A 13,543-nucleotide genomic window follows, 5' to 3' on the forward strand; every position below is an offset into this window, starting at 1 on the left:
TCAGACGCGCTCGAACACCGTCGCGATACCCTGGCCGAGGCCGATGCACATGGTGGCCAGACCGAAGGTCGCGCCGCGCTGCTTCATCACGTTGAGCAGGGTGCCGGAAATCCGCGCCCCGGAGCAGCCGAACGGGTGGCCGAGGGCAATGGCGCCGCCATTGAGGTTGACCTTGTCGTCCATCTTGTCGAGCAGCTTGAGGTCCTTGAGCACCGGCAGCGCCTGGGCAGCGAAGGCCTCGTTGAGCTCGACGCAGTCGATATCGTCGATGCCGAGGCCGGCACGCTGCAGCGCCTTGCGTGTCGCCGGCACCGGCCCGTAGCCCATGATCGACGGATCGACACCGGCCACTGCCATGGCGCGGATGCGCGCCAGCGGCTGCAGGCCGAGATCCATGGCACGCTGCCCGCTCATCACGATCATGCACGAGGCGCCGTCGGTGATCTGCGAGGAACTGCCGGCCGTGACAGTGCCGTGCTTCGGATCGAACGCCGGCCTGAGCGCGGCCAGTCCTTCCAGGGTGGTCTCCGGGCGGATGGTTTCGTCGTAGTCGAAGACCCTGAGGAAACCCTGTGCGTCGTGGCCCTCCAGGGCAATCAGCTCGTCGCGAAACAGGCCGGCCACGGTCGCCTGATGCGCCAGGCGATGCGAGCGACAGGCGAACTGGTCCTGGGCCTCGCGGCTGATGCCATGCATCTTGCCCAGCAATTCGGCGGTCAGGCCCATCATCCCGGCGGCCTTGGCTGCGTGCAGCGACAGCTGCGGGTTGGCATCCACACCGTGGGTCATCGGCAGATGGCCCATGTGCTCGACGCCGCCGATCACGAACACCTCGCCGTTGCCGCTCTGGATGGCCTGGGCGGCGCTGTGCAGCGCGCTCATCGACGAACCGCACAGGCGGCTGACGGTCTGCGCGCCGCTGGTATGCGGGATCGGCGTCAGCAGCGCGGCCATCCGGGCGATGTTCCAGCCCTGCTCGAGGGTCTGGTTGACGCAGCCCCAGATCACGTCTTCCACCTCGGCCGGATCGACCTGCGGGTTGCGCGCCAGCAGCCGGGTGATCAACTGCGCCGACAGGTTCTCGGCACGGGTGTGGCGATGCATGCCGCCCTTGGAACGCCCCATCGGCGTGCGGCCGAAGTCGACGATCACCACGTCTCGCGGATTCAGGCTCATACGATTCTCTTGCTCCAGTGGTGATGGTTCAGGCGAAGAACTTGCGGCCGTCGCTGGCCATTGCGCGCAGGCCGGCGGTCGGCTGGTACAGCGGCCCCAGCGCGACATGGCGGTCGGCCAGCTCGACAAACGCGGCCACGCCGAGGGCGTCGATGTAGCGCAGCGCACCGCCACGGAAGGGCGGGAAGCCGATGCCGTAGACCAGGCCCATATCCGCCTCGGCGGCGCACTCGACGATGCCATCCTCCAGGCAGCGCACCGTCTCCAGACACAGCGGCAGCATCATGATGGCGACGATGTCTTCGTCGGACAGCTCACGCGGCGCGCCGATCACCGGCTTGAGCAGCTCGTGCACGCTCGGATCGGCGACCTTCTTCGGCTTGCCGCCCTTGTCGGTCTGGTAGGCGTAGAACCCCCGACCGCTCTTCTGGCCGAGGCGGCCCGCCTCGTACAGCACGTCGATGGCGCTGCGCCCGTCGTCCTTCATGCGTTCGGGAAAGCCGGCTGCCATCACCTCGCGGGCATGGTGGGCCGTGTCGATGCCGACCACGTCGAGCAGGTAGGCCGGCCCCATCGGCCAGCCGAACTTCTCCATCACCTGGTCGATGCGCTGGAAATCGATGCCGGCGGCGATCAGGCGGGCGAAGCCGCCGAAGTACGGAAACAGCACGCGATTGACCAGGAAGCCTGGGCAGTCGTTGACCACGATCGGCGTCTTGCCCATCTTCCTGGCGTAGGCCACGGTGGTGGCGATGGCCGCCGCGCTGGTCTGCTCGCCGCGGATCACCTCCACCAGCGGCATCATGTGCACGGGGTTGAAGAAGTGCATGCCGCAGAAGTTTTCCGGGCGCTGCAGGGCCTTGGCCAGCAGGTTGATCGAGATGGTCGAGGTATTGCTGGCCAGGATGGTGTCCGCCCTGACCTGCCCCTCCACCTCGGCCAGCACCGCCTGCTTGACCTTGGGATTTTCCACCACGGCTTCCACCACCAGATCGACCTGGGCGAAGTCGCCGTAGGACAGGGTGGGCCGGATGGCATTGAGCGCCTCGGCCATCTGCGCCGGCGTCAGGCGGCCCTTCTCCACGCGCTGGCCAAGCAGCTTGGCCGCTTCGCCGAGGCCGAGCTGGATGGCCTCCTCGCGGATGTCCTTGAGCAGGATCGGCGTGCCCTTGACGGCCGACTGATAGGCGATGCCGCCACCCATGATGCCGGCGCCGAGCACCGCGGCCAGCTTCACATCGCGGGCCTGCTTCTCCCAGCCGCGCGCCTTGCGCTTGAGTTCCTGGTCGTTGTGGAACAGGCCGACCAGGCTGCGCGCCACCTCGGTCTTGGCCAGCTTGACCAGGGCCTGCGACTCGATCTCCAGGGCCTTGTCGCGGCCGTGGCCGGCGGCCTTCTGGATGGTCTTCACCGCCTCGAGCGGGGCCGGATAGTGCGGCCCGGCCTGGCCGGCCACATAACCCTTGGCGCTCTCGAAGGCCAGCATCTGCTCGATCTGGTTGAGTTTGAGCTTGTCCAGCTTGGGCTGGCGGCGGGCCAGGTGATCGAACTCGCCGGCGATGGCGCGGCGACACAGGTCAAGGGCCGCCTCGCGCAGTCGTTCCGGCGCGACCACCGCGTCGACCACACCGACTTTCAGCGCCGTCGCGGCATCGTTTTCCTTGCCGGAAGCGATCCATTCGATGGCGTTGTCGGCACCGACCAAGCGCGGCAGGCGCACGGTGCCGCCCCAGCCGGGGTTGATGCCCAGCTTCACTTCCGGCAGGCCGATCCGGGCGCCCTCGGCCATCACCCGGAAGTCCGCCGCCAGGCACATCTCCAGGCCGCCGCCGAGGGCGAGGCCGTTGATCGCCACCACCGTCGGCAGCGGCAGATCCTCGAAGGCGCTGAAGATGCCGTTGGTTTCCAGGTTGGCGGCCAGCAAGGCGGCCTCCGGCAGAGCGAACAGGCCGAGGAACTCGCCGATATCGGCGCCGACGATGAAGGCCTCCTTGCCGCTGGTGACGATCACCCCGCGGATCGCCGCATTGCCGCGGATCTCCGCGATGGCGCTGCCCAGTTCGCTCAGGGTCAGCCGGTCGAACTTGTTGACCGCCTCCTCGACGCGGTCGAACCGCAACTCGGCGATGCCGTCCTCGAGCGCCTGAACCGTGATGGCTTTACCCTGGTAAATCATCGACTGATCTCCATGCTGTGTAAGCTCGAACCCGCTGCAGCCGGCATGCCGGTGTCCAAGAGCATAGCCCCTGGCCATCCCGCATGATCGGTGGCGGGAGCGACCGAACCCGGCAAACAGCCGATTCATCTATTCGTTTTATCGATGCCCGGCACCTTCGGGGAAGTCCGCGAGCTTGTCAATTGCGCCAGGCGGCGGCGGCTCCGCGTTGCGCGTCAGGCATGACCAATGTCATGCCGCGGCTGGTGCGCAGGACTCACCATCTTTCGGACACGCTGCGAACCGGGCCATACTGGCCTAAATACGCGCTGCCAAGGAGAACAGCCATGACCTACCAACATCTGCTGATCGCGGTCGACCTGACCGATGACTGCCACAAGGTGATCGAACGCGCCGAGGCGCTGGCCGGCTGCTGCGCGGCCAAGCTGACGCTGGTGCACGTGATCGAACCCATGTCCATGGCCTTCGGCGGCGATGTCCCGCTGGACCTCTCGGCCCTGCAGGAGCAGCAGACCGAGCAGGCCCGCCAACAGCTGGAAGCCTTTTCCACCCAGCACCCGCAACTGGGTAAGGAAAACTGCCGGCTGCTATTCGGCCAGCCGCGCCAGGAAATCCATCGCCTGGCCCACGAACTGGGCTGCGACCTGATCGTGACCGGCAGCCATGGCCGCCATGGCCTGGCCCTGCTGCTCGGCTCGACCTCCAACGACCTGCTGCACGGCGCCACCTGCGACGTGCTGGCGGTGCACCTGCCCAAGCCGGAGTAAGTCGAGATCGCGGGCGCCGCATCAGGCCTTGCACCTGACGCGGCGCGTCAGCCTCAGGACAGACTGAACTCGCTGCTGGTGCTCATCACCAGCGGGCGGATCTTGCTGAGCTGGGCTTCCAGTGAATAGGACACACTGGAGGCCATGGAGAAGAAACTGAGGAAGGCCTTGAGGTTGGAGTCGCCCTCGCAGGTGGCGAGGATGCGCTGCCAGAAGGCCTGGTTGACCAGCTGCAGCTGCTGGTAATTCTTGATCAGGCCCTTCAGCTCCCAGTCGGCATGCCGGCCTTCGCGCAGGTTGTAGTACTGGCGCATCAGGTACAGCGAGACGGTGCGCAGGATGAACTCCTGGTTGCTGGCGAACGGCAGGTGCTGCAGGGCCATCGGCTTGAGCCGGCAGAGCATCGGGCAGGCACTGGTCGCCATCAGCACGCCGAGCAGCGAACGCAATCCGGCCTCGAGGCTGACTTCCTTGTAGTACTCGCGTTCGGCGGTGATCACCCGCACCTTGGCCTTCTGGAAGGCCGGCAGCCCGCGGAAATCCTCGATCACCCGGTACAGGTCAACCGCCGCCGGGCAGTGGTGGTGCAGGTCCTTGTTCAGCGGGCAGTTGCTGCACTGCTCGTGCTCCAGCCGAGTCCAGCGTGGCGCATCGCCAGCCTGCTGCGGGTCGTAGCTGCGATCCAGCTCGACCCGATAGTTGAACTCGTGATTGTCGTCCAGGGTGATCTTATAGTCGATGGTCATTCCCTACTCCGTGTCCTTATCAGTCATCAACCTTCCAGCTCGGCCCAGCGCTCCAGCAAACGGTCCAGCTCCTGCTGGATGAACTCCAGCCGAGCCAGCGCTGCATGGGTGGCGTCCTGCGGCCGCAGATAGAAGTCGGGGTTGGCGACTTCTTCCTGCAGGGCCGCCTGCTCGCGCTCCAGTGCCTCCATCTGGGCGGGCAGCGCATCCAGCTCACGCTGCTCCTTGTAACTCAGTTTCTTGCGCGCAACTGCGACGGGCGCCGCACTGGCCGGCTCCACCGGCGCCGGCGACGGCTTGTCTTCGCGCGCGGGCTTGCCCGACGCTTCCTTGCCGACGCCCAGCAGGCGCGGCGAGCCGCCCTGGCGCAGCCAGTCCTGATAGCCGCCGACGTATTCGCGCACCAGGCCCTCGCCTTCGAACACCAGCGTGCTGGTGACCACGTTGTCGAGGAAGGCACGGTCGTGGCTGACCATCAGCACGGTGCCGGGGAAGCCGAGCAGCACCTCCTCGAGCAGCTCGAGGGTTTCCACGTCGAGATCGTTGGTCGGTTCGTCCAGCACCAGCAGGTTGGCCGGCTTGCTGAACAGCTTGGCCAGCAGCAGACGCGCCCGCTCGCCACCGGACAGCGCCTTGACCGGCGAGCGCGCCCGCTGCGGGCTGAACAGGAAGTCGCCGAGATAGCTGAGGACGTGGCGGTTCTGCCCGTCGATGCTGATGAATTCGCGGCCTTCGGCGATGTTGTCGATCACCGTCTTTTCCGCATCGAGCTGGTGGCGCAGCTGGTCGAAGTAGGCCACTTCCAGCTTGGTGCCGATATGGATGCTGCCGCTGGTCGGCTGCAGTTCGCCGAGCAGCAGCTTGAGCAGGGTGGTCTTGCCGGTGCCGTTGGCGCCGAGCAGGCCGATGCGGTCGCCGCGCTGCAGGACCATGGAGAAGTCGCGGATCAGCGGCTCGCCGCCCGGGTGGGCGAAACTCACGTGCTCGGCGACGATCACCTGCTTGCCGGACTTTTCCGCGCCTTCCAGCTGGATGGTGGCGGTGCCCTGGCGCTCGCGCCGCTCGCTGCGCTCGGCACGCATCTCCTTGAGGGCGCGCACGCGGCCTTCGTTACGGGTACGACGGGCCTTGATGCCCTGACGGATCCACACTTCCTCCTGGGCCAGGCGCTTGTCGAACAGCGCGTTGGCCGCCTCCTCCGCCGCCAGCTGTTGCTCCTTGTGGACCAGGAAGCTGGCGTAGTCGCCGTTCCAGTCGATCAGGTTGCCGCGATCCAGCTCGAGGATGCGCGTGGCCAGGCTCTGCAGGAAGGCGCGGTCGTGGGTGATGAACAGCACCGCCCCGTTGAAGCCGAGCAGCGCCTCTTCCAGCCAAGCGATGGCGCCGATGTCGAGGTGGTTGGTCGGCTCGTCGAGCAGCAGCAGGTCCGGCTCGGCGACCAGCGCCTGGGCCAGCAGCACGCGCCGGCGCCAGCCGCCGGAGAGTTCGGCCAGGGTCTTTTCCGCCGGCAGCTGCAGGCGGCTCAGGGTGTTTTCCACCAGCTGCTGCAGGCGCCAGCCGTCGCGCGCCTCCAGCTCCTGCTGCACGTGCGACAGCTTGTCCAGGTCCTCGGCACTGTGGATGTGCTCGGACAGGTGGTGGTACTGGGCGATCAGCTTGCCGACCTCGGCCAGGCCCTCGGCCACCACGTCGTACACGGTGCGCTCGTCGGCCGGCGGCAGCTCCTGCGGCAGCTCGCCGATCTTCAGCGACGGCGCGCGCCAGATATTGCCGTCGTCCGGACGCTGGTCGCCCTTCACCAGCTTGAGCATGCTCGACTTGCCGGTGCCGTTGCGGCCGATGATGCACACTCGCTCGCCGCGGGCGATCTGCCACGAGACCCCGTCCAGCAACGGCGTGGCGCCGTAGGCAAGGGATACGTCGGTGAACTTGAGCAGGGTCATGGGGCGCCTCCATCGGAATCGGCGCGCATTCTACCTGCAGTTGGTAGCGGCCGGGGACAATGCTTTGCTTTAACCCCGCGCGGCAGAAGGCTAAGCTTTACGCCATCGTCCAGCCCGCCCCCATAGCGTCGAAACTTCCATGCGCGTTCGTCCGTTTGCCCTGTTTGTCTGCCTGCTGGCCGGTTTCGGCCTGCTGGCCCAGCCCGCCACCGCCAGCTCGCTGCCCCAGCAGCGGGCCCTCTACGACGAAGCCAAGCGCGCCTTGGCCAAGAACGACCCCGCGCCCTACCTGCGCGCCCGCCAGGCCCTGCGCGACTACCCGCTGGAGCCGCTGCTGGCCTACGACGAGCTAACCCTGCGCCTGAAGACGGCCAGCAATGCGGAGATCGAGGCCTTCCTCACCGAACACGGCGACCTGCCACAGATCGGCTGGATGAAGCTGCGCTGGCTGCGCTGGCTGGCCGAGCGCGACGACTGGCAGACCTTCATCAAGCACTACTCCTCGGCCCTCAACTTCACCGAGCTGGACTGTCTGTTCGGCGAGTATCAGTTCCGCCACGGCAAGGCCGCCGACGGCGCGCTGACCGCCGAGCGCCTGTGGTTGGTCGGCAAGTCGCAGCCCAACACCTGCGACCGCCTGTTCGACCTCTGGCAGGCCCGCGGCGGGCTGACCGAGGAACTGCGCTGGAAGCGCGCCAAGCTGGCCGCCGAGGCGCGCAACTACGGTCTGGCCGCCAGCCTGGTGCGCACCCTCGGCAGCTTGTCGCCCCAGGGCCTGTTGCTGCTCGACGTGGCGCAGAAGCCCGAACTGCTGCTGCAGCGCCAGCGCTTCGCCGCCACCGACCGCCACACCGCCGACGTCGTCGGCCTCGGCCTGCGCCGCCTGGCCCGGCAGAATCCCGAGCAGGCCCTCGGTCTGCTCGAGGAGTACAGCCGCCGCCTGCCCTTCTCCAACGAGGAAAAGGTCGCCATTGCCCGCGAGATCGGCCTGACCCTGGCGCGCCGCTTCGATGCCCGCGCGCTGCAGGTGATGACCCAGTACGACCCCGAGCTGCGCGACGACACCGTCAGCGAGTGGCGCGGCCGCCTGCTGCTGCGCCTGGGGCGCTGGGCGGAGGTCAACCAACTGACCCGGCAGATGCCCGGCGATCTGGCCACCACCAACCGCTGGCGCTACTGGCAGGCGCGCAGCCTGCAGCTAGCCCAGCCCAACAGCCAGGCCTCGCAGAGCCTGTACCAGCCGGTGGCCGGCGAGCGCGATTTCTACGGTTTCCTCGCCGCCGACCGGATCAACGCGCCGTACCAACTCAACAACAAGCCGATGGCCCTCGATCCGAAGGTGATGCAGAAGGTGCGCAATACCGCCGGCATCCGCCGGGCCCTGGAATTCCATGCCCGCGGGCAGATCGTCGACGGCCGCCGCGAGTGGTACCACGTCAGCCGTCTGTTCAGCCGCGAGGAGCTGGTGGCCCAGGCGCGCCTCGGCTACGAGATGGAATGGTACTTCCCGGCGATCCGCGCCATCAGCCAGGCGCAGTACTGGGACGACCTGGACGTGCGCTTCCCGATGGCCCACCAGCACACCCTGACCCGCGAGGCACGCAGCCGTGGCCTGCACTCCAGCTGGGTATTTGCCATCACCCGCCAGGAAAGCGGCTTCATGGCCGACGCGCGCTCGGGCGTCGGCGCCATGGGCCTGATGCAGCTGATGCCGGCCACCGCCAAGGAAACCGCACGGCGCTACGGCATTCCGCTGGCCTCGCCGCAGCAGGCGCTCAATCCCAACGTCAACATCCAGCTCGGCGCCGCCTACCTCAGCCAAGTCTACGGCCAGTTCGGCGGCAACCGCATCCTCGCCTCGGCCGCCTACAATGCCGGCCCCGGCCGCGTGCGCCAGTGGCTGAGCGGCAGCGAACGCATGCCCTTCGACATCTGGATCGAAACCATCCCCTACGACGAGACCCGTCAGTACGTGCAGAACGTGCTGTCATATTCGGTGATCTATGGGGAAAAGCTCGGCGCGCCGCAGAAACTGGTGGAGTGGCACGAGCGCGAACTGGCGCCGCAGCAGTAGGGCGACTCGGCACGAATGTAGGGTGGGTTAGGCCGCAGGCCGTAACCCACCGAACGGTCGCCATGCCGCGCAAGGATGCCTGTCGGCATCCTTGGCGGGTTACGCCGCTACGCGGCTAACCCACCCTACGAATCGCCTCAATCCAGCAAGGTCACCGGCATGCCCACCTCCAGCACGCCGGTACCGCGCTGGATCAGGTTCTGGCCGAAGTACACGCCCTCGGCATCGCGGCGGTAGGTGGCCAGGGTGCGCAGCGGTTCACCGTCCTCGGCGCGCTCGCCACTGTGCGGATCGAGGGTCGGAATGGCGCAGCGCGAACAGGGCTTGACCCGCTCGAACTCGATGTCGCCGATGCGCAGGCGCCGCCAGCCGTCCTCGGCGTAGGGTAGCGCGCCCTCGACCACCAGATTCGGACGGAACCGCAGCATTTCCAGCGGCCGCCCGACCCGCGCCGCCAGGTCATCCAGCGACGCCTGGCCGATCAGCAGCAACGGAAAACCGTCGGCAAAGCCCACCTTGTCGCCCACCTGGGCGTAGGCCGTGTCCACCTGCCGCGCGCGCTGTGCCGGCACATGCACCAGCCGGCAATCGCGGTCGAGCAACACGTTGAGCCACCGCGCCGCGGCATCACCGGCATCCGGCACCTGCAGACTGTCGCTCCACACGCTGACCCCGCGCAACGCCTGGTCCGCCAGCGGCACCGGCACCGTCAGGGCAGCCTGCCCCGGCGCGCTCAGCTGCAGCGTCCGCTCATCCAGCCAGCGCGCGCAGATCTGCGCCATGCGCGGCAGCTGACGCTGGGTCAGGAAACGACCGCTGGCCGCATCGACGACCATCCAGCGCCGGTCGCCGGCCAGGCCGAGGGCGTCCACTTCGACGCGCTGCAGCGCCTCGCCGGCGAGGGATTTGACCGGAAAACGGTAGAGCGCGGAGAGTCGCAGCATGGCCGGGCGTCCTTGGGTAAAAAAGCCTTATAACGACTGGCGCAGGGCCCCGGCAAGCACGCCGCCGGCGCACTACAGCGCCAGCAAGCGCTCGCGCAGCTTCTGGATCTCGTCGCGCAGCTGCGCCGCGGCCTCGAACTCCAGGTCGCGCGCCAGCTGGTACATCTTCTCTTCCATCTGCCGGATGCGCTTGGTGATCTCGCTCGGCGAGCGCAGCTCGGCCTCGTAACGGGCATTCTCCTCCGCCGCCTTGGCCGCCGCGCCGCGCTTGCGGCTGCGCGAGCCGGGCACGGTGGCGCCCTCGAGGATGTCCTGCACGTCCTTCTTCACGCCCTGCGGGACGATGCCGTGCTTGTCGTTGAAGGCGATCTGCTTGGCCCGGCGCCGCTCGGTCTCGTCGATGGCGCGCTGCATCGAGCCGGTGATGCGGTCGCCGTACAGGATCGCCCGACCGCCGAGGTTGCGCGCGGCGCGGCCGATGGTCTGGATCAGCGAGCGCTCGCTGCGCAGGAAACCCTCCTTGTCGGCATCGAGGATCGCCACCAGCGCCACCTCGGGCATGTCCAGGCCCTCGCGCAGCAGGTTGATGCCGACCAGCACGTCGAAGGCGCCGATGCGCAGGTCGCGGATGATCTCCACCCGCTCCACGGTGTCGATGTCCGAGTGCAGGTAGCGCACCCGCACGTCGTGGTCGCTCAGGTAGTCGGTGAGGTCCTCGGCCATGCGCTTGGTTAGGGTGGTGACCAGCACGCGTTCCTCGGCGGCCACGCACTTGCGGATTTCCGAGAGCAGGTCGTCGACCTGGGTGGTCGCCGGGCGCACCTCCAGCTGCGGGTCGACCAGACCGGTCGGGCGCACCACCTGCTCGATCACCCGCCCGGCGTGCTCGGCCTCGTAGGGGCCGGGGGTGGCGGAGACGAAGATGGTCTGCGGGCTGGCCGCCTCCCACTCCTCGAACTTCATCGGCCGGTTGTCCAGCGCCGAGGGCAGGCGGAAGCCGTACTCCACCAGGGTTTCCTTGCGCGAGCGGTCGCCCTTGTACATGGCGCCGACCTGCGGCACGGTGACGTGCGACTCGTCGATCACCAGCAGCGCGTCGTCCGGCAGATAGTCGTAGAGGGTCGGCGGCGGCGCGCCGGGCTCGCGCCCGGACAGGTAGCGCGAGTAGTTCTCGATGCCGTTGCAGTAGCCCAGCTCGAGGATCATCTCCAGGTCGAAGCGGGTGCGCTGCTCCAGGCGCTGTGCCTCCACCAGCTTGTCGTGAGCACGCAGGTACTCCAGGCGCTGCTTGAGCTCGACCTTGATCTGCTCCACCGCCTCCAGCAGCGTCTCGCGCGGGGTGACGTAGTGGCTCTTGGGGTAGAAGGTGAAGCGCGGCAGCTTGCGGATCACCTCGCCGGTCAGCGGGTCGAAGGCTGCCAGGCTCTCCACCTCGTCGTCGAACAGCTCGACGCGAATCGCCTCCAGCTCCGATTCGGCCGGATAGATGTCGATCACGTCGCCGCGCACGCGGAAGGTGGCGCGAGCGAAGTCCATGTCGTTGCGGGTGTACTGCAGTTCGGCCAGACGGCGCAGTAGTTCGCGCTGATCGAGTTTGTCGCCGCGGTCGACGTGCAGGACCATCTTCAGGTACAGCTCCGGATCGCCCAGACCGTAGATCGACGACACGGTGGCAACGATGATCGCGTCCGGCCGCTCGAGCAGCGCCTTGGTTGCCGACAGGCGCATCTGCTCGATGTGGTCGTTGATCGAGGCGTCCTTCTCGATGTAGGTGTCCGAGGACGGCACGTAGGCTTCCGGCTGGTAGTAGTCGTAGTAGGAGACGAAGTACTCCACCGCGTTGTCCGGGAAGAAACTCCTGAACTCGCCGTACAGCTGCGCCGCCAGGGTCTTGTTCGGCGCCAGCACCAGGGTCGGCCGCTGCACCTTGGCGATCACGTTGGCGATGCTGAAGGTCTTGCCCGAGCCGGTCACGCCGAGCAGGGTCTGGTGCGATAGCCCGGCCTCGAGGCCCTCGACCATCTGGCGAATCGCCTGCGGCTGGTCGCCGGCGGGCTTGAAGCGGGTGACGAGATGGAACTTGGACATGGAAACCTCGAAAGACCGGGACAGCCCGCACCGCACATCGCACGAATGGCCAATTTCGCCACACCTGCGTATCGCCGCACCGGGATGGTGCTGTCTATAATATCGCCCCGTTTGCACAACACCCTAGCCGCAATGACGGCAGGGTGTTACACCGCCTCTCCTCCTCATTCTCTCCGAGCTGCCGAACATGAGTCTGTTCTCCGCCGTCGAAATGGCTCCCCGCGACCCCATCCTGGGTCTCAACGAAGCGTTCAATGCCGACACCCGCCCGGGCAAGATCAATCTTGGCGTAGGCGTGTACTTCACCGAGGAAGGCCGTATTCCGCTGCTGCGCGCCGTGATCGAGGCCGAGAAGGCCCGCCTGGCCGCCCAGGCGCCGCGCGGCTACCTGCCGATCGAAGGCATCGCCGCCTATGACAGCGCCGTGCAGAAGCTGCTGTTCGGCGAAGGCTCCGCCCTGCTGGCCGAAGGCCGTGTGGTCACCACCCAGGCCCTCGGCGGCACCGGCGCGCTGAAGACCGGCGCCGACTTCCTCAAGCGCCTGTTGCCCAATGCCGTGGTCGCCATCAGCAATCCGAGCTGGGAGAACCACCGCGCGCTGTTCGAGTCCGCCGGCTTCCCGGTGCAGAACTACAGCTACTACGACGCCGCCACCCAGGGCGTTGACCTGGCCGGCATGCTCGCCGACCTGCGCGCCCTGCCGGCGCAGTCGATCATCGTGCTGCACGCCTGCTGCCACAACCCGACCGGCGTCGACCTGTCCTCCAGCGACTGGAAGCAGGTCCTGGAAGTGGTGCGCGAGCGCGGCCACGTGCCGTTTCTCGACATCGCCTACCAAGGCTTCGGCGACGGCATCGCCGAGGACGCCGAGGCGGTGCGCCTGTTCGCCGATTCCGGCCTGCAGTTCTTCGTCTCCAGCTCCTTCTCCAAGTCGTTCTCGCTGTACGGCGAGCGTGTCGGTGCCCTGTCGATCGTCACCGAGTCCAAGGAAGAAGCCGGCCGCGTGCTGTCGCAGGTCAAGCGGGTGATCCGCACCAACTACTCCAACCCGCCGACCCACGGTGCCAGCATCGTCGCCGCGGTACTCAACAGCCCCGAGCTGCGTGCCCTGTGGGAAGAAGAGCTGGGCGAAATGCGCCAGCGCATCCGCAGCCTGCGCACCAGCATGGTCGAGCAACTGGCCGCCCACGGCGCCAAGCGCGACTTCGGCTTCGTCGCCCGCCAGCGCGGCATGTTCTCCTACTCCGGCCTGAGCAGCGAGCAGGTCGAGCGCCTGAAGAACGAGTTCGGCATCTACGCCGTCGGCACCGGGCGCATCTGCGTTGCTGCGCTGAACAGCAAGAATCTCGACGTGGTCACCCGCGCCATCGTCCAGGTACTCTGAACCGAATGCGTGAAGTCAGCCTCAGGGGGTTGACTTCACCTTTCAAATCAGTAGGATAGGCACCGTTGTTCCGCGATAGCTCAGTCGGTAGAGCAAATGACTGTTAATCATTGGGTCCCTGGTTCGAGTCCAGGTCGCGGAGCCAAATCCTGAAAAGACCCAGCCCCGGCTGGGTCTTTTCGTTTGTGCCGGACTCTCACCAGGGACTGCGTCCCAGGTTATTCGGCCCTGCGGGCTTCACCCCT

9 protein-coding genes and 1 tRNA gene are annotated in these 13,543 nt (G+C 67.2%); 4 read left to right on the top strand and 6 right to left on the bottom strand.

Annotated features, from left to right (window positions below; all coding sequences use genetic code 11):
* Together fadA and fadB are read right to left on the bottom strand one after the other, a co-directional pair.
* Positions 1-1,176, bottom strand: a complete 1,176-nt coding sequence (fadA, locus tag KRX52_RS00890; protein ID WP_217679261.1) for an acetyl-CoA C-acyltransferase FadA — start codon at positions 1,174-1,176, stop codon at positions 1-3.
* Positions 1,177-1,204: 28 nt separating this feature from the next.
* On the bottom strand, positions 1,205-3,352 hold the full coding sequence (gene fadB, locus KRX52_RS00895) for a fatty acid oxidation complex subunit alpha FadB (RefSeq protein WP_217679262.1): 2,148 nt from the start codon (positions 3,350-3,352) through the stop codon (positions 1,205-1,207).
* Between the two features lie 326 nt (positions 3,353-3,678).
* Between fadB and KRX52_RS00900 the strand changes: the two genes are divergently transcribed.
* Positions 3,679-4,119 (top strand): universal stress protein, encoded by a 441-nt coding sequence (locus tag KRX52_RS00900; protein WP_217679263.1) that lies wholly within the window; start codon positions 3,679-3,681, stop codon positions 4,117-4,119.
* A 53-nt stretch (positions 4,120-4,172) separates the two neighbouring features.
* Here KRX52_RS00900 and KRX52_RS00905 read toward each other — a convergent pair whose 3' ends face one another.
* Both KRX52_RS00905 and KRX52_RS00910 read right to left on the bottom strand, forming a co-directional pair.
* Positions 4,173-4,865 (bottom strand): DUF6901 family protein, encoded by a 693-nt coding sequence (locus KRX52_RS00905; RefSeq protein WP_217679264.1) that lies wholly within the window; start codon positions 4,863-4,865, stop codon positions 4,173-4,175.
* A 26-nt stretch (positions 4,866-4,891) separates the two neighbouring features.
* Positions 4,892-6,808: an ATP-binding cassette domain-containing protein gene (locus KRX52_RS00910; RefSeq protein WP_217679265.1), complete on the bottom strand. Its 1,917-nt coding sequence runs from the start codon at positions 6,806-6,808 to the stop codon at positions 4,892-4,894.
* A 139-nt stretch (positions 6,809-6,947) separates the two neighbouring features.
* Between KRX52_RS00910 and KRX52_RS00915 the strand changes: the two genes are divergently transcribed.
* Entirely contained in the window at positions 6,948-8,882 is a 1,935-nt protein-coding gene (locus KRX52_RS00915; protein WP_217679266.1) for a transglycosylase SLT domain-containing protein, read from the top strand.
* Between the two features lie 137 nt (positions 8,883-9,019).
* On the opposite strand, the gene KRX52_RS00920 is transcribed toward KRX52_RS00915, so the two are convergent.
* Positions 9,020-9,826, bottom strand: coding sequence for an MOSC domain-containing protein (locus KRX52_RS00920; protein ID WP_217679267.1), 807 nt, complete (start codon positions 9,824-9,826; stop codon positions 9,020-9,022).
* Positions 9,827-9,898: 72 nt separating this feature from the next.
* A complete protein-coding gene (gene uvrB, locus KRX52_RS00925; RefSeq protein WP_217679268.1) occupies positions 9,899-11,914 on the bottom strand; it encodes an excinuclease ABC subunit UvrB in 2,016 nt (671 codons plus the stop codon).
* A gap of 187 nt (positions 11,915-12,101) precedes the next feature.
* Between uvrB and KRX52_RS00930 the strand changes: the two genes are divergently transcribed.
* Positions 12,102-13,298 carry an amino acid aminotransferase gene (locus KRX52_RS00930; protein ID WP_217679269.1) on the top strand — a complete coding sequence of 399 codons (1,197 nt, stop codon included), beginning with the start codon at positions 12,102-12,104 and terminating at the stop codon, positions 13,296-13,298.
* A gap of 69 nt (positions 13,299-13,367) precedes the next feature.
* A tRNA-Asn gene (locus KRX52_RS00935) sits at positions 13,368-13,443 on the top strand.
* The last annotated feature ends 100 nt before the right edge of the window (positions 13,444-13,543 follow it).

The sequence above is a fragment of the Geopseudomonas aromaticivorans genome (assembly GCF_019097855.1).
In the GTDB taxonomy this organism is placed as follows: domain Bacteria; phylum Pseudomonadota; class Gammaproteobacteria; order Pseudomonadales; family Pseudomonadaceae; genus Geopseudomonas; species Geopseudomonas aromaticivorans.

Excerpts from the sequence above, each read along its gene's own strand:
- KRX52_RS00920 (WP_217679267.1), bottom strand. The coding sequence starts at position 9,826 with ATGCTGCGACTCTCCGCGCTCTACCGTTTTCCGGTCAAATCCCTCGCC.
- KRX52_RS00930 (WP_217679269.1), top strand. The coding sequence starts at position 12,102 with ATGAGTCTGTTCTCCGCCGTCGAAATGGCTCCCCGCGACCCCATCCTG.
- KRX52_RS00900 (WP_217679263.1), top strand. The coding sequence starts at position 3,679 with ATGACCTACCAACATCTGCTGATCGCGGTCGACCTGACCGATGACTGC.
- fadB (WP_217679262.1), bottom strand. The coding sequence starts at position 3,352 with ATGATTTACCAGGGTAAAGCCATCACGGTTCAGGCGCTCGAGGACGGC.
- fadA (WP_217679261.1), bottom strand. The coding sequence starts at position 1,176 with ATGAGCCTGAATCCGCGAGACGTGGTGATCGTCGACTTCGGCCGCACG.
- uvrB (WP_217679268.1), bottom strand. The coding sequence starts at position 11,914 with ATGTCCAAGTTCCATCTCGTCACCCGCTTCAAGCCCGCCGGCGACCAG.
- KRX52_RS00910 (WP_217679265.1), bottom strand. The coding sequence starts at position 6,808 with ATGACCCTGCTCAAGTTCACCGACGTATCCCTTGCCTACGGCGCCACG.
- KRX52_RS00905 (WP_217679264.1), bottom strand. The coding sequence starts at position 4,865 with ATGACCATCGACTATAAGATCACCCTGGACGACAATCACGAGTTCAAC.
- KRX52_RS00915 (WP_217679266.1), top strand. The coding sequence starts at position 6,948 with ATGCGCGTTCGTCCGTTTGCCCTGTTTGTCTGCCTGCTGGCCGGTTTC.